The 18,688-nt window shown below is 64.0% G+C and carries 15 protein-coding genes; 2 read left to right on the forward strand and 13 right to left on the reverse strand.

All coding sequences use genetic code 11. The annotated features are described in order from the left end of the window. Positions 1 to 101: 101 nt before the first annotated feature. Complete coding sequence (murB, locus tag BLS26_RS09750; RefSeq protein WP_092510521.1) at positions 102 to 1,022, reverse strand: UDP-N-acetylmuramate dehydrogenase; 921 nt, start codon at positions 1,020 to 1,022, stop codon at positions 102 to 104. Positions 1,023 to 1,069: 47 nt separating this feature from the next. Between murB and BLS26_RS09755 the strand changes: the two genes are divergently transcribed. Then, the gene (locus tag BLS26_RS09755; RefSeq protein ID WP_092510523.1) at positions 1,070 to 1,405 is read left to right on the forward strand and encodes a GIY-YIG nuclease family protein; all 336 of its coding nucleotides are present in this window, start codon (positions 1,070 to 1,072) and stop codon (positions 1,403 to 1,405) included. 56 nt (positions 1,406 to 1,461) lie between these two features. Here the strand turns inward: BLS26_RS09755 and murC are convergent, their stop codons facing one another. The 3 genes from murC to ftsW all read right to left on the reverse strand — a co-directional run bounded on the left by murC (position 1,462) and on the right by ftsW (position 5,386). Beyond that, positions 1,462 to 2,859 (reverse strand): UDP-N-acetylmuramate--L-alanine ligase, encoded by a 1,398-nt coding sequence (murC, locus tag BLS26_RS09760; protein ID WP_092510525.1) that lies wholly within the window; start codon positions 2,857 to 2,859, stop codon positions 1,462 to 1,464. A gap of 167 nt (positions 2,860 to 3,026) precedes the next feature. Further along, positions 3,027 to 4,127 (reverse strand): undecaprenyldiphospho-muramoylpentapeptide beta-N-acetylglucosaminyltransferase, encoded by a 1,101-nt coding sequence (gene murG / locus BLS26_RS09765; protein ID WP_092510527.1) that lies wholly within the window; start codon positions 4,125 to 4,127, stop codon positions 3,027 to 3,029. A 107-nt stretch (positions 4,128 to 4,234) separates the two neighbouring features. After that, positions 4,235 to 5,386, reverse strand: coding sequence for a putative lipid II flippase FtsW (ftsW, locus tag BLS26_RS09770; protein WP_092517876.1), 1,152 nt, complete (start codon positions 5,384 to 5,386; stop codon positions 4,235 to 4,237). 210 nt (positions 5,387 to 5,596) lie between these two features. Here ftsW and BLS26_RS09775 point away from each other — a divergent pair, with 210 nt between their 5' ends. After that, positions 5,597 to 6,907, forward strand: coding sequence for an ABC transporter substrate-binding protein (locus tag BLS26_RS09775; RefSeq protein WP_092510529.1), 1,311 nt, complete (start codon positions 5,597 to 5,599; stop codon positions 6,905 to 6,907). Between the two features lie 166 nt (positions 6,908 to 7,073). Here the strand turns inward: BLS26_RS09775 and BLS26_RS09780 are convergent, their stop codons facing one another. From BLS26_RS09780 to rsmH, 9 genes are all read right to left on the reverse strand, one after another. Next, a complete protein-coding gene (locus tag BLS26_RS09780) occupies positions 7,074 to 8,243 on the reverse strand; it encodes a Gfo/Idh/MocA family protein (protein WP_092510531.1) in 1,170 nt (389 codons plus the stop codon). Between the two features lie 24 nt (positions 8,244 to 8,267). Beyond that, a complete protein-coding gene (locus tag BLS26_RS09785; protein WP_092510533.1) occupies positions 8,268 to 9,689 on the reverse strand; it encodes a DUF5107 domain-containing protein in 1,422 nt (473 codons plus the stop codon). Positions 9,690 to 9,819: 130 nt separating this feature from the next. After that, on the reverse strand, positions 9,820 to 11,220 hold the full coding sequence (gene murD, locus BLS26_RS09790; protein WP_092510535.1) for a UDP-N-acetylmuramoyl-L-alanine--D-glutamate ligase: 1,401 nt from the start codon (positions 11,218 to 11,220) through the stop codon (positions 9,820 to 9,822). Between the two features lie 4 nt (positions 11,221 to 11,224). After that, complete coding sequence (gene mraY, locus BLS26_RS09795) at positions 11,225 to 12,331, reverse strand: phospho-N-acetylmuramoyl-pentapeptide-transferase (protein ID WP_092510536.1); 1,107 nt, start codon at positions 12,329 to 12,331, stop codon at positions 11,225 to 11,227. 164 nt (positions 12,332 to 12,495) lie between these two features. Further along, positions 12,496 to 13,878, reverse strand: a complete 1,383-nt coding sequence (gene murF, locus BLS26_RS09800; RefSeq protein ID WP_092510538.1) for a UDP-N-acetylmuramoyl-tripeptide--D-alanyl-D-alanine ligase — start codon at positions 13,876 to 13,878, stop codon at positions 12,496 to 12,498. Beyond that, positions 13,875 to 15,365 (reverse strand): UDP-N-acetylmuramoyl-L-alanyl-D-glutamate--2,6-diaminopimelate ligase, encoded by a 1,491-nt coding sequence (locus BLS26_RS09805; protein ID WP_092517877.1) that lies wholly within the window; start codon positions 15,363 to 15,365, stop codon positions 13,875 to 13,877. The genes murF and BLS26_RS09805 overlap by 4 nt, the downstream gene beginning before the upstream one ends. Before the next feature lie 132 nt (positions 15,366 to 15,497). After that, on the reverse strand, positions 15,498 to 17,252 hold the full coding sequence (locus BLS26_RS09810) for a penicillin-binding protein 2 (protein WP_092510540.1): 1,755 nt from the start codon (positions 17,250 to 17,252) through the stop codon (positions 15,498 to 15,500). Beyond that, positions 17,249 to 17,653 (reverse strand): hypothetical protein, encoded by a 405-nt coding sequence (locus tag BLS26_RS09815; protein WP_092510542.1) that lies wholly within the window; start codon positions 17,651 to 17,653, stop codon positions 17,249 to 17,251. Before BLS26_RS09815 ends, BLS26_RS09810 begins: the two co-directional genes overlap by 4 nt. Before the next feature lie 2 nt (positions 17,654 to 17,655). Next, the gene (rsmH, locus tag BLS26_RS09820; protein ID WP_092510544.1) at positions 17,656 to 18,651 is read right to left on the reverse strand and encodes a 16S rRNA (cytosine(1402)-N(4))-methyltransferase RsmH; all 996 of its coding nucleotides are present in this window, start codon (positions 18,649 to 18,651) and stop codon (positions 17,656 to 17,658) included. Positions 18,652 to 18,688: the final 37 nt, after the last annotated feature.

Below are 18,688 nucleotides of genomic sequence, written 5' to 3' on the forward strand. Positions count from 1 at the left end.
CGTCATTCCGGGATGCTCCGAAGGCGCAGACCCGGAATCTCCTTCTCGCACATCATCTCGAGATTCCGGATTCGATGCTTCGCATCGCTCCGGAATGACAATTACTTTGAAATCCCGATCCGCTTGATTTCCCAATGTAGCTCGATTCCCGAATTCGCTTTAACCCGTTCACGTACGGTTTCGCCCAGTGTTTCAATATCATGCCCGGTGGCGTTGCCAGTGTTGATGAGAAAGTTACAGTGCATTTCCGAAACCTGCGCGCCGCCGACACGCAGACCACGGCAGCCGGCTGCGTCGACCAGTTTCCACGCGCTGTGGCCGGGCGGGTTCTTGAAGGTCGAACCGCCGGTCTTTTCGCGGATCGGTTGCGCGGTCTCGCGATGGGTCTGCACCTCATTCATCCGCGCGCGAATGATCTCGGGATCAGTGATGGCGCCGCGAAAACGCGCCGACGTAAAGATGATCGAGGGATCGACGCCGCTGCTGCGGTAGACGAATTTCATCTCGGCATTGCTGAACACTTGCCGGGTGCCGTCGCGGCCGATGCCGACCGCCTCGATCAGGACGTCCTTGGTCTCGCTGCCGTTGGCCCCGGCGTTCATGCGCAGCGCGCCGCCGATGGTGCCGGGAATGCCGAAGAAGAACTCCATGCCGCCGACACCGGCGGCCGCCGCGGTTTCCGCCACGCGCTTGTCGAGCGCGGCCGTTCCTGCACTGACGACGTCGCCCTCGGCGCCGGTTTCGCCGAACGCGCGCGGCGACAGCCGGATCACGACGCCTTCGATACCGCCGTCGCGCACGATCAGGTTGGAGCCGACGCCAACGACGTAGACCGGCAATTCTCTTGGTAGATGTCTCAGAAAGTAAGCGAGGTCGTCCTCATCCGCCGGCGTGAACAGCACCTGCGCCGGACCGCCGACGCGAAACCACGTCAACTCCGAAAGCGACTGGTTCGCCAGCAGCCGCCCGCGCAGTTGCGGCATCGCGGCTTTGAGATCGGGCGTGATGTCGGGGAAGGTCATCGGTTACGCAGCCCCGTCGATAGCTGGCTACCCTCTCTCAACTCGTCATGGCCGGGCTTGTCCCGGCCATCCACGTCTTGCAGACTAACCGCATGAAAGGCGGCTACGTATATATTCTGACCAACGCGCCGGACGGCATCCTTTACGTCGGCGTAACGAGCGACCTTTTCCGTCGAATATTCGAACATCGTTCCGGCTTCGTTGCCGGGTTCACCAAGCGCTACGGATTGAAGCGATTGGTCTACTTCGAGCAGTTCGACGATATCCGGGACGCCATTCAACGCGAGCACAACATCAAACATTGGCCGCGCGCGTGGAAGATTCGGAAGATTGTCGCGATGAATCCGGATTGGGACGACCTCTACGATACCATCACGAAGTAAAGACGTGGATGGCCGGGACAAGCCCGGCCATGACGGCGTTGAGAGAGATACGCTCATCACCCCAGCGCCTTCAATTCGCCGGGCAGCGCGTAGGCCCATTGCGTGATGCTGCCGGCGCCGAGGCAGACGACCAGATCGCCGCGGCCGGCATGGCCGTGAACGATCCTGGCGAGTTCGCCGGCGCTCGGCAGCGGGATCACTTCGCGATGGCCGTGCGCGCGCAGGCCCAGCACGAAATGGTCGCGGTCGATGCCCGGGATCGGCGCTTCGCCGGCCGGATAGACGTCGGCGACCACGACCGCGTCGGCATCGTTGAAGCAGGTGCAAAATTCCTCGAACAGCGATTGCAGGCGGGTATAGCGATGCGGCTGCACCACGGCGACGATCTTGCCATTGGTGGATTCGCGTGCCGCCTTCAGCACGGCCGCGATCTCGACGGGGTGATGGCCGTAGTCATCAATGACGGTGACGCCGTTCCACTCGCCGGTTTTGGTGAAGCGGCGCTTGACACCGCCGAAGCCCGCAAGCGCCTTGCAGATGGCGTCGTCGGGAATGCCGAGCTCGTGGGCAACCGCGATCGCCGCGGTGGCGTTCAAGGCGTTGTGCCGTCCCGGCATCGGCAGCATGATGTCCGATATCTCGTGCGTGGCGTCGGTCTTGCGGTTGCGGAACACGACCTTGAACCTGGAGCCGCCGCCCATCGGCGTCAGATCGACCAGCCTTGCATCGGCCTGCGGGTTTTCGCCGTAGGTGATGATGCGGCGGTCTTCGATCTTGCCGACGAGAGTCTGTACCACGGGATGATCGGTGCACATCACCGCAAAGCCGTAGAACGGCACGTTCTCGACGAAATTCCGGAACGCGTCCTGGATCGCCTCAAACGTCTTGAAGTGGTCGAGATGCTCGGGGTCGATATTGGTAACGATGACGACGTCGGACGGCAGTTTCAGGAAGGTACCGTCGCTTTCGTCGGCCTCCACCACCATCCAGTCACCGGCGCCGAGCCGCGCATTGGAGCCATAGGCATTGATGATGCCGCCGTTGATGACGGTCGGATCGAGATCGCTGAGCAGCGTTGCCACCATCGTGGTCGTCGTGGTCTTGCCGTGGGTGCCGGCGATCGCGACGCAGCTCTTCAGCCGCATCAGTTCGGCCAGCATTTCGGCACGGCGCACCACCGGAATGCGCTGGGCGCGCGCCGCCATCAGTTCGGGATTGTCGCGCTTGATCGCGGTCGAGACCACGACGACGTCGGCGCCGTCGACATTCTCGGCCTTGTGGCCGACCGAAACCTTGACGCCCTTCTCCCGCAGCCGCGCGACGTTGCCGCTTTCGGAGGCGTCCGAGCCTTGCACCGTGTAGCCGAGATTGCACAGCACCTCGGCGATGCCGCTCATGCCGATGCCGCCGATCCCGACGAAGTGAATGGGTCCGATCTCGCGCGGCAGTCTCATGAATTATCTCGCCTGTTCCCGTCATGCCCGGGCAAAAGCGCGAATGCGCGCCTTCCCGTGAGATGCCCCCGGGCATCCACATCTTCTTACAGCGACTTATGAAAGACGTGGATGGCCGGGACAAGCCCGGCCATGACGCCAAGACATCGAAAAATCGTTGTTTTGCTCTAGATTCCGGCCACTTTCATCACCAGATCGGCCAGCCGCTCGGCGGCGTCGAGCCGGCCAGCCTTGCGGGCATTGGTCGCCATCGCGGCCAGCCGCGCCGGTTCGGCGGCAAGCGCTGAAATTTCCGACGCCAGCCGGTCCGGGGTGAATTCGCTCTGCGCGATCCGCAACGCCGCGTCGGCCTGCGACAACACGCCGGCATTGGCGAACTGGTCCTGGTCGATCGCGCCGGGCAGCGGCACCAGGATCGAGGGCCGGCCGATCGCGGCGAGTTCGGCCACCGTGCCGGCGCCGGAGCGCGACACTACCAGATGGCTCGAGGCCAGCCGCGCCGGCAGATCGCCGAAGAACGGCGCCAGTTCGGCCTTGATCTTGAGCCGGTCATAGACCGCGCGCACCCGCGCCATGTCTTCGTCGCGCACCTGCTGCGTCAGAACCAGGCGGCTCCACAGCGCCGGCTCCAGCCGCTCGATCGCTGGCGGCACAATGTCGCTCATCACCCGCGCGCCCTGGCTGCCGCCGACCACCAGCAGGCGCAGTGGCCCGTTCGCCTCAGGCGATACAAACGGCACCGCCGCGGCGGCAAGGACGGCGGGGCGCATCGGCGTGCCGACGGTGGTGGTCTTGCTGGCGAGCGCCGGATCGCGATCGAGCACGCCGGGCAGCGAGGTCGCAATCGCGTTGACGCGGCCGGAGAGAAAGCGATTGGCGCGGCCGAGCACGGCGTTGGCGTCGTGAATGACGCTGGATATGCCGAGCAGTTTTGCGGCCATCAATGGCGGCACGGTCGGATAGCCGCCGAAGCCGACCACGGCGGACGGTTTCAGCCGCCGCACCAGATTGACCGCTACCAGCGTGCCGTAGCCGAGCATGAAGGCGGTGCGCGCCAGCGACACCGGATCGCGGCCGCGCACGGTCTCGCTCGGCACCACGTCGATATTTTCAGGGGTGAACAGCCCGCTGTAGCGCAGCGCCCGCGCGTCGGTTGCGAGCCGCACGCGCAGGCCTCGTTTGATCAGTTCGACGCCGAGCGCCTCGGCCGGAAACAGATGGCCGCCGGTGCCGCCGGCAGCCAGAAGGATCAGAGGGGTGTCGATCATCGGGTCATTCTACCGTCATTGCGAGCGAAGCGAAGCAATCCATCTTAGCAGCAAGAAAGCTGGATTGCTTCGTCGCTATCGCTCCTCGCAATGACGGAGGATCCGGGTCACGCGTAACCACGCGCCGCAGTGGCGTCGTTCATCGATTCCACTTCGGTGCGCGGCCGCAGCCGCGTCAGCGCCAGCATCATGCCGACGCCGTAAGCCAGCGAGACGATCGACGAGCCGCCATAGGAGATGAACGGCAAGGTCATGCCCTTGGCGGGGATCAGTTGCAGATTGACCGCCATGTTGATCGCACCCTGCACGCCGAACAGGATGGCGAGGCCGGAAGCCGCAAAACGCGAGAACATGTCCTCGCTGCGGTAGGCGCGGAGCAGCGTGCGGATCACGATGAAGGCGAACAAAGCCACCAGCGCCAGGCAGAGAATGATGCCGAATTCTTCGGCCGCCACCGCGAACACGAAGTCGGTATGGCTGTCCGGCAGGCTGCGCTTGGCGATGCCTTCGCCGGGGCCAAGGCCGAACCAGCCGCCATTCCAGAACGCTTCCATCGCGGTATCGACCTGAAAGGTGTCGCCCGAGCCCGGGTTCATGAAGCGCTTGATACGGCCCGCGACGTGCGGGACCAAAAGATAAGCGCCGAACAATCCGGCGCTGGCGGCGCCGGCGAGGCCGACCACCCAGATCATCCGCATGCCGGCGATGAAGAACAGCGCGCCCCACACCATCAAGAGCAGCATGGTCTGGCCGAAGTCGGGCTCCATCACCAGGAGCGACACCACCATCAGCAGCAGCACGATCGCCATCGAGGTCGCCGGCATCTCCGGCCGCTTGGTCGATTCCGCAAACAGCCACGCGGCGATCACTACGAAAGCAGGTTTGGCGGATTCGGAAGCCTGGATGTTGACGCCGAGCAGCGTGATCCAGCGCCGCGAGCCCTTCACTTCGGGACCGAACGCCAGCGTCACCACGATCAGAACGATCGAGACCGCGAACACCAACAGCGCACTGCGCCGGATCGCCTTCGGCGACATGAACGACACTGCGATCAGCACCATGAACGACGGCAGCAGGAACATCACGTGCCGGCTGAAGAAGTGGAACGGGTCGAGCCCGATGCGCGTCGCCACCGGCGGGCTAGCCGCCAGCGACAGGATGATTCCAGCCAGCATCAGCGCGGAGATCGCGGCAAGCAGCAGCTTGTCCACGGTCCACCACCATTCCGAAAACGGGGTGCGTTGGTCACGGGCGAGCATGGGCATCCCCAAATGGCAGAGGTAACGCCCATTGGTGGCCGAGGATGGTTTCCACGGGGTTAATGGAGACGGTAACTTTTGAGGGAGACGCGATGCTGCCTCACGACATTCCTCCGCAGATGGTCGTGTTGACTTTCCGGGACAACCGCCAAATACTCAGAAAAATAGCAGAAAACACGGTCGAAAAGACCAGTTGGGTGGGAGGATGCGATGCCGACTTCACGACGAGCGCTGCTGAAGAATTCCGCCGCCGCTGCCGCGGTAGCGAGCCTCGATTGGACGCGCGCGCAGGCGCAAGCCGAAACGGTGCGCATCGGCACGATCTACGACCTGACCGGCCCGTTCGCGGCCGGCGGCTCGGTCGCCTCCTCGGTCGGTACGCAAATCGCGATCGACCTCGTCAACGAGAAGGGCGGCGTCGGCGGCAAGTACAAGGTCGCCCCTGTCAACGCCGATTCCCAGAGCAAGCCTGATGTGGCGATCAACGAAGCCTCACGCCTGATCGACCAGGAGAAGGTCGACATCATCCTCGGCGTTTTTGCGAGCTCGCACGCGGTCCCGCTGTCGGCGAAGGTCGAACAGCAGAAGAAGATCCTCTGGATCACGACAGCGGTTTCGACCGCCGTGTTCAAGGACAAGAACCTGCAATACGTGTTCCGCGCGCAGATTCATTCCGATCAGTACGGCCAGGCCTTTGCCGGCTTCCTCGCCGAACACGCCAAGGCCAAGCTCGGCATGGAGCCCAAGGACGTCAAGGTTGGGCTGATTCACGAAGACGGTCCCTACGGCGTCGGTGTCGCCGCCGCCGACGAGGCCTATGCCAAGGAAGCCGGACTGCAGGTCGTGCTCAAGGAGGGTTATTCGGCGTCCGCGCCCGACCTCTCGGTGCTGATCACCAAGCTCAAGCGCGCCAAGGTCGACGTGATCTCGCACGCCGGATACAATCCCGACATCACTTTGTTGCTGCGCCAGGCGCGCGAGAGCGGTCTTCGTTTCAAGATGCTGTTCGGCAACGGCGCAGGCTATAGCCAGCTCGACAAGCTGCGCGCGGCCTTCGGCGCCGACATCGACAACTTCTGCAATATCGATCCGGTGCCGGCGCAATTGCTCGACGCTTCCAAACTGGCGCCCGGGATCGGCGATCTCACCAAGATCATGGTCACACGCTACAAAGAGAAGACCGGCGCGACCGACGTTCCACCGCATTGTTCGATGGGCTTCAACCAGACCTGGGTCCTGCTCAACAACGTGCTGCCCGTCGCCAAGGAAAAATATGGCGGCTTCGACCCCGATGCCATTCGCAAGGCGGCGCTCGACGTCGACATCCCGCCGGGCGGCACGATCCAGGGCTATGGCGTCAAATTCTACAAGCCGGGGACGCAGCTCGCCGGCCAGAACGAGCGCTCGACACCGGTCGTGATGCAAAACGCCGGCGAACATATCTCGGTGGTCTGGCCGACCAATATCCAGACCCAGGATCCGGTTTTCCCGCTGCCGAAATCGTCGGTGTATGCGGCGTAGTGCGGGATGCATTTGATCTCCTTCTCCCCGTTCTTACGGGGAGAAGGTCGGGATGAGGGGCTCTCTCCAAGAGCGCAACTTCATCGATAGACCTGTACCCCCTCACCCGAAATTCGCTAGCGCGAATTTCGACCTCTCCCCGCAAGCGGGGCGAGGTGAACACGCGTCACAGCGTGACGCGGCGGCCCTCTTCCGCGGCCCAATAGCCGGCGTAGTTGACCTTGATGGTCTCAAAGGCGAGCGCGAGATCCGAGAGCGGCTGCCGGCCGGTCGCGACGCATTCCATGAAGTCCTGGATTTCCTGCAAGTACCCGCGCGTCCATTCCTCCTCGAGGCAGACATATTGCCAGCCGGTCTTGCGATCGACCTTTTCGGTAATATAGACGTTGGCGAGTTTCTCCTCAGAGGTCTGGTAGCTCATCATGTGCGTGTTCGGCGTGATGTTGGCGTATAGCGCGCCACCAGAGGTATGGGTTTCGATCAGGTTGCGCACGCCGCCCAGGATCATGTCGCCGGAAAATACCGCAGCCTTGGTGCCGTCGGAGAAAGTGACGGACAGCATGCCCCAGTCCTCGACGTCGACCGGGTTGGCCTTGAGCACGGTGCGCTCCTCCGGCCGCAGGCAGGCCGCGACGTTGCCGACGTCGCAGATCACGCTGGCGACGCCGATGGTCTCGCCGCGCGCCTTGGCCTCAACCTGCTTGAGATAGAGCACCGCCGAGAGCGGATGGCATCCCATCCGGATCAGCGAGCCGCCTCCGGTCATCGCCCACTGCGCCGCATGCGCGGCATGCGAGCCGCTGTGGCTCTCCTCGCCCTTCATGAACAGGATCTTGTCCTTCGTGGCTTTAAGCATCTCCACCGTCTTGGTCACCGCCGGCGCGTAGATCCAGTCTTCGGCATACATGAAGAGCTTGCCGGTGCGGTTGATTGCGGCGCGGGTTGCTTCCATTTCTTCGAGCACGCGCTGGTACATCCGCGCCTTCGGCACGTGCCTGCCGATCGGCGCCCTGTCGCCATCGTGCCCGAAATAGCCGCTGAACGGCTTTTCGCAGATCACATGCTTGCCGACCTGCATGGCCTCGACGATCATCGAGGCGTGCAGATTGGGCGGTGTGCAGATGTCGACGACATCGATCTCGCGGTCGGCTATCAGGTCGCCAAAACTGCGATACGCCGTCGGGATGTGATGCCGGCGGGCAAACTCCACGACGTGGTCGCCCCGCGCCGCGACGGCCTTGACCTCGACATTCACGCCGTAGACGCGCCGGTAGGCATGCATATGCAGCTCCGAAACGAAGCCGCAGCCGGCCAGACCGATCCTGATTTTCGTCATTGATGCCTCCCCCTGAGCGCAGAGCTATTTTATTGTTGTCTCGGTTGATATCAGCGCGTTGCCTTGCGCGGTTCCGATCGTCAGCCGTATTTTCTCGCCGCCGCCGGCCGGCAGTGGCGTGGAAATGCGATTGCCGTTTTTCGGATCAGCCGTCACCGAGTCATCGAACAGGATCGCATCGCCGCGCTTCAACGTCACGCGCAAGGGTGTGGCCGGCTCAAGGCTGAAGAACTCGAGATCCACGCCGGATGCCGTGGCCGTGAGATTGACCAGGATATTCTCGTTTGCATGCGTCACATTGCGCATGCCGACGGTCGGGCTGTAGGTTTCCGGGATCGAGACTTCGCCGCGCGCCGGGAATCTTGCACTGTGAAAAAACTGGTCCGACGCGCCGGCCCATAGTTCGACGTAGGGCCGCGCCGGGTTCGGATCCTTGCGGGCGTCGGATTCGTTGGTGAACGACGAAAATCCCCAGGTCCACATCTTCAGGCCCGGCGTCACCATGTTGTCGGCGACGCGGATGATGCCTTCTTCGTTGTCGTGGTTGATCACGCCCCAGAAATTTCCGCCCTGCATGTCGGGCGCGGCGTAGGCGATGCCCATCGTCGGCCAGTTCCTGAACCAACGCAGTTTCTCGAAATGAAACCTGCCCTCGCCTGCGCTGCTGTCGCCTTCGGACAGATTAGCCGACCAGTGGGGCGTGCTGTAGGTCTGGACCGGCGCGATAATTTCGGCGCCGCCGGTCGTCCGGGGATGATTGGGGTCCGATCCCGGCGCCAGCGTCGTGCAGGTCCAGTATTCGTAGTCGATCGCGATGTCCTGGGGATTCTTCAGCACCACGCGCGCATCGAGCGCGGCGCGACCGGCTTTCAGCGTGACATAGTACGTCGCCTCGATTCCCGTCGAGCCTCTGACAAATTGTTTAGGCGCCGCGGCATACGCAAAGTCGTCCTTGAGCGACATCGGCACCGTCATCTCGCTGGTGGTCTCTTTCACGATCCTGAAATCCCACGGCTTCAGCCAGGTCCGGCCGTGCTCGGCATCCGGAAACGTCGGGAAGATGCCGCCATAGACCATCAGCCAGTCGTAATAGAACACGCCGGCCTTCATGCCGTAGGGAACGCCGACTTCGGTGCGATAAAGCTGTTCGTGACCGGTGGGCTTGTAGATGATGGAAACAATCCGCCCGCCGAATTCGGGCACCAGCGTGACTTTCAAGTAGCGGTTTTCGAGAACGTGGGCCTTGAACGTGCGCTCGACGATTTGCGTCTTGTCGAAGGAGCCGTCGACGAAGCTGTTATCCGCATGGGTGGCGTATTTGACGGTGTTCCACGAAATCGTCTGTTCGCTGAGAGTTACGCGGTCGGGTTCCGCCGCATGCGCGATGGTTACGAACGCCGCGACCGCGAAACCAACGCAGATACGTAAGAGAACACGAACTGCCATTTACGACGCCTTTGAGACTTATCGCACTCTCTCCGTTCGTCATGCCCGGCCTTGTGCCGGGCATCCACGTCTTCCTTGCTCGCGGCCCAGACGTGGATGGCCGGGACAAGCCCGGCCATGACGGCGCCTACTACACCACCGGCTTGACGCCCGGCATCGCGGTGACCAGATCGCGGAACTTGGTGCCGCGGATTTCGAAGTTGCGGTACTGGTCGAATGAGGCGCAGGCCGGCGACAGCAGCACTACGGGGTCGGCAAGCCCGGACGCTTCGGCGTCGCGCGCGGCGTTGGCGACCGCCACATCCAGCGTCTGCGAAATCTCGTGCGAAACCTTCTCGCCCAGCGTGCCGGCAAACTCCGGCGCGGCCTCGCCGATCAGATAGGCCTTGCGGATGCGCGGAAAGTATTCGGTCAGACTGGTGATACCACCGAGCTTCGGCTTGCCGCCGGCGATCCAGAAGATGTCAGCGAAAGACGACAGCGCATGCGCGGCAGCATCGGCGTTGGTGCCCTTGGAGTCGTTGACGAACAGCACGTTGCCGCGGCGACCGACCTGCTCCATGCGATGCGCGAGGCCCGGAAAGCTGCGCAGGCCGCTTTGCAGGGTTTCGGTGCCGATACCGATTGCGAGCGCACAGGCCGCCGCGCAGGCGGCATTCTGCGCATTGTGCAGGCCGCGCAGCGAACCGATGCCGCCGAGCTTTGCAATTTCGCGGCGCGCGCCACCGGATGCCTGGACGATGACTTCGCGTTCGACATAGATGCCGTCGGGCAACGGATTCTTCACGGAGATCCGCACCACGTGCTTTCCTGCCCGGTCGAGCCGGTCGGCGATGTTGCGGCACCAGCCGTCGTCGACGCCGACGATGGACGTGCCCTTCGGCTGCACGCCCGCAACCAATCGCGCCTTTACGGCGGCGTAGTTTTCCAGCGTGCCGTGGCGATCGATATGGTCTTCGCTGACATTGAGCAGGATGCCGACGGACGGATCGAGCGACGGCGCGAGATCGATCTGGTAGGACGACATCTCGACCACATGCACCCGCCCCATCCGCGGCGGCTGCAGCGACAGGATCGCAGTGCCGATGTTACCGCCCATCTGGGTGTCGTAGCCTGCAACCTGCATCAGATGCGCGATCAGCGCCGTGGTGGTCGACTTGCCGTTGGTGCCGGTGATGGCGACGAACGGCGCCTCCGGCGCGTGGCGGCGGCGTTCGCGGCAAAACAATTCGATGTCGCCGATGACCTCACAGCCGGCCTGGCGCGCCATCAGCACCGACCAATGCGGCGCGGGATGCGTCAGCGGCGCGCCGGGCGTCAGGATCAATGCGGAAAAGTTCGCCCAGGAAATAGTGCGCAGATCGGCGGTGATGAAGCCGGCCTGCGCCGCCTTGGCGACATTGTCGGCCGAGTCGTCGCCCGCGATCACTTCGGCGCCGCCGGCCTTCAGCGCATGGCAACTCGCCAGCCCCGAGCCGCCGAGGCCGAAGACGGCGACCGTCTTGCCCGCGAAGGAAGTGACGGGGATCAAGGTGTCACCGCAGTTTCAGCGTGGAGAGGCCGGCCAGCGCCAGCATCACCGAGATGATCCAGAACCGGATCACGATCTGCGGCTCGGTCCAGCCTTTCTGCTCGAAGTGATGATGCAGCGGCGCCATCCGGAACACGCGCTTGCCCGTCAGCTTGAACGACACCACCTGCACGATCACCGAGATGGCCTCGAGCACGAACAATCCGCCGATCACGGCCAACACGATCTCGTGTTTGACCGCGACCGCGATCGCGCCCAGCATGCCGCCGAGCGCGAGCGAGCCGGTGTCGCCCATGAAGATCGAGGCCGGCGGTGCGTTGAACCAGAGGAAACCGAGGCCCGCGCCGAGCACCGCGCCGCACAGCACCGCGAGTTCACCGGTGCCGGCGACGTAATTGATCTGCAGGTAGTCGGAGAAAACCGCGTTGCCGGTCAGATACGAGATCATGCCGAAGCTGGCGGCGGCGATCATCACGGGCACGATCGCCAGACCGTCGAGACCATCGGTCAGGTTCACGGCATTGCCGGAGCCGACCATCACGAAGGCGCCGAACAGCACGAAGAACCAGCCGAAGTTGAACACCAGCTCCTTGAAGAACGGGATCGCGAGCGAGGTCGATGACGCATCGCGGCCGAGCCGCACCAGCGCGTAGCAGGCACCAATCGCAATCGTGAATTCGATCAGGAGCCGCAGCTTGCCGGCGAAGCCGCTATGGGTCTGCTTCGTCACCTTCAGATAGTCGTCATAAAATCCGACGAAGCCGAAGCCCAGCGTCACCGCCAGCACGATCCAGACATAGGGGTTGGCCGGGTTGGCCCACAGCAGCGTCGCCACCACGAGCCCGGACAGGATCATCAGCCCGCCCATCGTCGGCGTGCCCTTCTTGGAGATCAGGTGCGACGCCGGGCCGTCGGTGCGGATCGGCTGGCCCTTGCCCTGCCGCAGCCGCAGGTGATCGATGATCCAGGGACCGAACAGGAACACGAACAGCGCGCCCGTCACCATCGCGCCGCCGGTGCGGAAGGTGATGTAGCGGAAGACGTTGAGGAGCCCGCGGAGGAAACCAAGACCGGGAACGGTGTTGGAAAGCTCGATCAGCCAGTAAAACATTCAAAATGCCCTATCACGCGGCTTGGTTGCGCCGTCTTCAGCGGGAGGCGCCCGGGGGTGCCTTGATAATCGTTTTCGTCCTCAAACCAAGCAAATCTTGGTCATCTCGCAGGCAAGCTTCGCGAATCGCCATGCAAAAACATGGGGTAGTCAGCCCCGCCAGTTTACGCTTTCGCCTCCAGGGCGGCCAGCAACCTCGGCACAAACTTGTTCACCCAGAACATCTTTTTGCTGCCCTTGACCACCACCACGTCGCCGCCCCGGAGCAGGGCCGCGATCTTCTGCGGATCGAGCGTGGCTGGGTCTTCGTGCCAGCCCAGCGCCCGGCCGGCCGGCACCAGGTCATACAGATGACGCATCAACGGGCCGACGCAGTAGACGCCGTCGAGGCCGGGCAGATCGCTTGCCAGCTTCTCATGATAGGCGGGCGCATCGGCGCCGAGTTCCAGCATGTCGCCGAGAATGGCGATGCGCCGGCCTGATGTCACCGGCCGCGCCTTCAGGCTGCCGAGCGCCGCCACCATGCTGGCCGGGTTGCCGTTAAAACTGTCGTCGATCACGGTGACGCCATCGGCTATCTGCTCGACGCCGCGCCCGGTCATGATGCCGACGTGGTTCAACTCCTTGGCCAGCGCTGATGCGTCGAGGCCGGCGGCATGGATCGACGCCAGTGCGGCGAGCGCGTTCTGCAGGCGATGCGGGGCGCCGGGCGTCAGGCTGAACGTTACTTTTTTTCCGTCGACCTGCGCGCTGACATCCCAGCTTTCGCCCTGTGCCGTGTGATCCAGCGCCCGCACCGCGGAGGTCTCGCCAAAGCGGACGACCTTGCCGCTCCATTCCGGCGCCTCGACGTCGGTCGGCAATACCAGCACGCCGTCTTTAGGCAATCCCAAAGCGATGCTCACCTTCTCGCGCCGGATCGCTTCGAGGCTGCCGAGCTTCTCCAGATGAACCGGCTGCACGTTCACAACGAGCGCCACGGTCGGCCTGGTCAGTTCACTGAGCCGCGCGATCTCGCCGGTCTGGTTCATGCCCATTTCCACGACCCACACACTCGCGCTTGGGCTGGCATTGCACAGCGTCAGCGGCACGCCCCAGAAATTATTGAAGCTGGCAGGGCTGGCATAGGCGTTCGGATAGGCCGCGAGGAATTCCTTGGTGCTGGTCTTGCCGGCGCTGCCGGTGAGCCCGATCACTGGTCCGTTGAAGCGCGCCCGCGCCGCGCGTGCCAAGCCCCACAGGCCGTCGATCAGCGTGTCCTTGACGATGAGCTGCGGGATCTTCACGCCCTCGATCCGGTGCGGCACGATCATCGCCACCGCGCCCGATACCTCGGCCTTGTCGGCGAACTCCCAGCCGTCACGGGCGCTGGCGAAACTCGAAATGAAGCCGCCGCTCGGCGTGCCGCTCAGCGCCACAAACAAACATCCCGGTTTTACCAGCCGGCTGTCCTGGGTCACGAAGTCGATCGGCGTATTCGGAAATTCGCCGGCTACGCCCAACGCGCGGGCCACTTCGGCAATCGTCCACACTGGCGTCGCGCTCATGCAACCCTCGCTGCGAGCGCGGCCGCCACCGCCTCGTGATCGCTGAAATGCAAAACCTTGTCGCCGACGATCTGTCCGGTCTCGTGGCCCTTGCCGGCGATCAGCAGCGCATCGCCGGGCTGCAGCGCGGAGATGCCGGCCTTGATGGCTTCCGTGCGATCGCCGATGTCGTCGGCGCCCTTCGCTTCGGCGAGAATTGCGGCGCGGATCGCGTCGGGATTTTCGCTGCGCGGATTGTCGTCGGTGACGATGACGTGGTCAGCGTTGTCAGCCGCGATCGCGCCCATGATCGGGCGCTTGCCGGCGTCGCGATCGCCGCCGGCGCCGAACACCACCACCAGCTTGCGTTTCGCGTAAGGCCGCAACGCCTGCAGCGCCTTCGCCAGCGCATCCGGCTTGTGCGCGTAATCGACGAATATGGGAGCGCCGTTATGTTCGCCGACCCGTTCCAGCCGCCCCTTCGCGCCTTCGAGATGTTCGAGGGTTGCGAACACCGCTGATGGATCGCTGCCGGTGCCGATCGCGAGGCCGGCGGCCACCAGCGCATTCTCGATCTGGAATTCGCCGACCAGCGGCAATTTGATCGAATGCCTCTGGCCGCGATGTTCGAGCACGAGCTTTTGCGCAAAGCCTTCGACCGTGGCCTCGACGAGCCGAATGCCCTCGCCTGTCCCGTCCGCGTTGCGGCCGACGGCGATGATGCGCAGATGTTTCGAACGCGCGGCGTCGATGACTTCCCGAGAGCAGTCATGATCGGCCGAGATCACGGCCGCGCCACCTGAAGGAACGAGGTCGCGGAACAGCCGCAGCTTCGCCGCGAGGTAATGCGCGACGTCAGGATGATAATCCATGTGGTCGCGCGACAGATTGGTGAAGCCGCCGGCGGCGATGCGCACGCCGTCGAGCCTGAACTGGTCGAGCCCGTGCGAGGACGCTTCGAACGCGAGGTGCGTGACGCCGTCGGCGGTGATCTCGTCGAGCTGCCGGTGCAGCGCGATCGGATCCGGCGTCGTCAGCGAGCCGTAGACCGTGCGCTTCGGCGAAACCAGCCCGATGGTGCCGATGCTGGCGGAAGCATGCCCCAGCCGCTCCCAGATCTGGCGTGCAAACGCCGCGACCGAGGTCTTGCCGCTGGTGCCGGTGACGGCGGCGATGGTCGCGGGCTGCCGCGGATAAAACTGTGCTGCTGCGAGCGCCAGCGCGCGGCGCGGATTGGGGGTGACGACAAACGGTATGCGGCGATCGCCCGGCGGCGCATGTTCCAAGGCGACCGCGACGGCGCCGGCGGCAATGGCTGAATCGATGAAACGCGAACCATCGGTCTTGCTGCCGGCGAGTGCGAAGAACAGGTCGCCCGGCTTGACCGCGCGGCTGTCGACCGCCAAGCCCTTGACGTCCAGACCCTTGACGTCGAGGCCCTTGACGTCGGCGGCTGCCGCCTGCGGCTCGATCACAGCGTCATCGCTGAAGAGGTCGCGAAGTCTCATGGTCTTCCAGTCCGGCCGGCGCAGCTCGCCTTCGAGCCTGATCCGATGGATCACGCTCTCATTTCTTTGTTTTGAGCATGATCTTGTCGGAAAACCGGCTACCACTTTTCCGGATCATGCTCCCAATATGGATTACTGGGTTGTCTTCGATGTCGCAAGAATAAGGCGGTCGGACGGCGGCAGATCGAAGCGCGGTTCGACGCCCAGAAGCGGCGCGATCCGGGAAATGACATTGCCGCCCGTCGGAACCGCATTCCAGCCCGAGGTGATGAAACCATGCGTTTCGGGCAGCGCCTGCGGCTCGTCGATCATGACCAGAATTTGATACATCGGATCGTCGGCGGGCATGATCGCAGTGAAGGAGTTGAGCACCCGCTTCTTGGCATAGCGGCCGTTAATGACCTTCTCGGAAGTGCCGGTCTTGCCGCCAACGTAATAGCCCTTGACGTCGGCGGACTTGGCGGTGCCGATTTCGGCATTGAGCCGCATCAGATACCGCATCTTGTCGCTGGTCTCCTGCTTGACCACCCGCTTGGCCATCGCCGCCGCTTCGGCTTCGCTGCGCTTCAGGAAGGTCGGCGGAATCAGGTAGCCGCCGTTGACCAGTGCGTTGATGCCCATCACCGCCTGCAGAGGCGCCACCGACAGGCCTTGGCCGAACGCGACGGTCACCGTGTTCAGCTCACCCCAGCGGCGCGGCACCAGCGGAGCAGCACTCTCCGGCAACTCGGTGCGCAACCGCGTCAACTGGCCCATCTTGGCGAGGAACGCCTTGTGCGCCTCGACGCCCTGGCCGAGCGCGATCCGCGCGGCGCCGATATTGGACGAGTAGGTGAACACTTCCTTGGTGTTGATGAAACGTCCGAGCTGGTGGCTGTCATGGATGGTGAACTTGCCGTAGTGCAGGTTTCCCCGCGCATCCCACATTGAGTTCAGGTTGATCTTGCCGGAATCGAGCGCCATCGCCAGCGTGAACGCCTTGAACGTCGATCCCATTTCGTAGACGCCGGTGGTCAGGCGGTTGATACGTTCAGGATCGTGCGCCTCCCTCGGATTGTTGGGATCGAAATCCGGCAGAGAGACCATCGCCACGATTTCGCCAGTCCTGACATTGGAGATAATGCCGGACGCGGCCTTGGCCTTGAACTTCTCCTTGGCCTTCATGAGTTCGTCGCGCAGCGCATGCTCGACGCGCAGGTCGACCGACAACTCCACAGGCTTCTGCAGCCGATCCGTGGCAAAGCCGGCGCGGTGCAGATCGGCCAGACCGTTGCTGTCCAGCCACTTCTCCATGCCGGCGATGCCCTGGTTGTCGATGTTCACCAGGCCGATCAAATGCGCAACTTCGGCGCCGGTCGGATAAACGCGCTTGTTCTCGCGCAGGAAGCCGATGCCGGGAATGCCGAGGCGATGGATGTCCTGCTGCTGCTTCGGCGTGATTTCACGCTTCAGCCAAGCGAAGCCCTTGCGCGAAGAAATCCGATCGCGCACCTCGCCGATGTCGAGGTCCGGCAGCGTCGCGGTCAGCAGTTCGATCGCCTCGTCCTTGTCGATGATGCGGCGCGGCTCGGCGAACAGGCTCGGCGCCTTGACGTCGGTGGCCAGCACCTCGCCGTTGCGGTCGACGATATCGGGGCGTGCGGTGGCGATCGCGTCCTGCGAAGCGGTACGGCGCGCTCCGTGATTGTCGGCGCCGACCGCAAACATCACCAGACGTCCGGCAAGGATGGCGTAGACGCAGGCAAATGCCAGGATCGCAAGTCCGACGCGGGCGCGGGCTTTGGCGGCGCGATCGACATTGCGCCCGTAGAGCAGGCTGCGGATCAGCCGCTGCCGCCACGGCTCCGCCGGCTTGTTGGTGGTCCTGATGAGCGCATGGTCGGTCATTGCCTAGCCCCCGGCTGGTTTGCCGGTGCCGGTATCGATCCGGTCACGGATTGCGGGTCGGCGGTCGCCTCGATGGTGTTGATCATCGCGCCGATCGGGTCGGGGGCGCCCGGCCGCGCAAAGCTCGGCGGTCGCTCGGGCAGGTTCTTCAAGCTGTCGTATTGCGTGGCGCTCAGCGGCTTCAGCCCGAGATAGCGATCGGCGAGGCCCTGCAGCCGCAGCGGCGCATCGAGCTTGGCCCATTCCGCGCGCAACGTCGCGATGGCGTCGCGCTGCTCGCGGATTTCCGCATTCAGCCGCAGCACCCGCTCGACGCGCGCGGTGGATTCCATCTTGATCCGATAAACATATGCCGCGGCGAATATCAGCATGCCGATGACGAGAAGATGGATGACGCGCATGGTCAGCCTCCCCTCATCACGTCGGCGAGAACGGGCCAGGCCGGCAGTTCACCTGCCGCATGCGGAGGCGCCGCGGTACGTTCGGCGGCGCGCAGTTTGGCGGAGCGCGCGCGCGGATTGGCGGCAACTTCGGCGTCGCCGGGGGTCACCGGGCGCTTGGTCAGGATCTGGAAGCTCGGTGCGGCCTGCGCCATTTCCGGCCGATGCCGCGAGCCGCCGCCGGTCTTGCCGCGGGCGTTGAAGAAATCCTTGACGATGCGATCTTCCAGCGAATGAAAGGAAACCACGACCAGCCGTCCGCCCGGCTTCAGCACGCGCTCGGCCGCGGCCAGCGCCAGATGCAGCTCGTCGAGTTCGGCGTTGACGAAAATCCGCAAGCCCTGAAACGTCCGCGTCGCCGGATGGATCTCGTTCGGCTTGGAATGAACCACCTTGGAGACGATATCGGCCAGCGCCTGCGTGGTGCTGATCGGCGCCTCCTTGCGGGCGGCTACGATGGCGCGGGCAACGGCGCGCGAATAGCGCTCTTCGCCGAAGATGTAGATGATGTTGGCGAGATCGGCCTCGGAAGCCCTGGCCACCACATCGGCCGCGGTCGGGCCGTCATGGCCCATCCGCATGTCGAGCGGGCCGCCGAGCCGGAACGAAAAGCCGCGCTCGGCCTGATCGAGCTGCATCGAGGAAACGCCGACGTCCATCACGACGCCATCGACGGCGTCAATGCCTTGCGCGGCGCAGACGTCGTCGAGATTGGAAAAGCGGTCCTCGACCAGGGTCAGCCGGCCGCCCGAACGGTCGACCAGATCGAACCCGCCGGTAATCGCTGACCGGTCGCGGTCGATGCCGATGACCCGGGTTCCCGCGGTATCGAGAATGGCGCGGCTGTAGCCGCCTGCGCCGAAGGTCGCATCGACGTAAATGCCGCCGTCCTGGGGAGCCAGCATCTCGACCGCCTCGCGGCCGAGAACGGAGATATGACGCGGCGCAGCCGGGCTCATGCGCCGGCCTCTGGCGTATCCCAGCAAGGAAAACGGA

The sequence above is a fragment of the Afipia sp. GAS231 genome (genome assembly GCF_900103365.1).
GTDB lineage: Bacteria > Pseudomonadota > Alphaproteobacteria > Rhizobiales > Xanthobacteraceae > Bradyrhizobium.

What these genes read in the sequence shown, in the direction of transcription:
- murB (WP_092510521.1), bottom strand. Translation starts at nt 1,022, where the DNA reads ATGACCTTCCCCGACATCACGCCCGATCTCAAAGCCGCGATGCCGCAA.
- BLS26_RS09755 (WP_092510523.1), top strand. Translation starts at nt 1,070, where the DNA reads ATGGCCGGGCTTGTCCCGGCCATCCACGTCTTGCAGACTAACCGCATG.
- murC (WP_092510525.1), bottom strand. Translation starts at nt 2,859, where the DNA reads ATGAGACTGCCGCGCGAGATCGGACCCATTCACTTCGTCGGGATCGGC.
- murG (WP_092510527.1), bottom strand. Translation starts at nt 4,127, where the DNA reads ATGATCGACACCCCTCTGATCCTTCTGGCTGCCGGCGGCACCGGCGGC.
- ftsW (WP_092517876.1), bottom strand. Translation starts at nt 5,386, where the DNA reads ATGCTCGCCCGTGACCAACGCACCCCGTTTTCGGAATGGTGGTGGACC.
- BLS26_RS09775 (WP_092510529.1), top strand. Translation starts at nt 5,597, where the DNA reads ATGCCGACTTCACGACGAGCGCTGCTGAAGAATTCCGCCGCCGCTGCC.
- BLS26_RS09780 (WP_092510531.1), bottom strand. Translation starts at nt 8,243, where the DNA reads ATGACGAAAATCAGGATCGGTCTGGCCGGCTGCGGCTTCGTTTCGGAG.
- BLS26_RS09785 (WP_092510533.1), bottom strand. Translation starts at nt 9,689, where the DNA reads ATGGCAGTTCGTGTTCTCTTACGTATCTGCGTTGGTTTCGCGGTCGCG.
- mraY (WP_092510536.1), bottom strand. Translation starts at nt 12,331, where the DNA reads ATGTTTTACTGGCTGATCGAGCTTTCCAACACCGTTCCCGGTCTTGGT.
- murF (WP_092510538.1), bottom strand. Translation starts at nt 13,878, where the DNA reads ATGAGCGCGACGCCAGTGTGGACGATTGCCGAAGTGGCCCGCGCGTTG.
- BLS26_RS09805 (WP_092517877.1), bottom strand. Translation starts at nt 15,365, where the DNA reads ATGAGACTTCGCGACCTCTTCAGCGATGACGCTGTGATCGAGCCGCAG.
- BLS26_RS09810 (WP_092510540.1), bottom strand. Translation starts at nt 17,252, where the DNA reads ATGACCGACCATGCGCTCATCAGGACCACCAACAAGCCGGCGGAGCCG.
- BLS26_RS09815 (WP_092510542.1), bottom strand. Translation starts at nt 17,653, where the DNA reads ATGCGCGTCATCCATCTTCTCGTCATCGGCATGCTGATATTCGCCGCG.
- rsmH (WP_092510544.1), bottom strand. Translation starts at nt 18,651, where the DNA reads ATGAGCCCGGCTGCGCCGCGTCATATCTCCGTTCTCGGCCGCGAGGCG.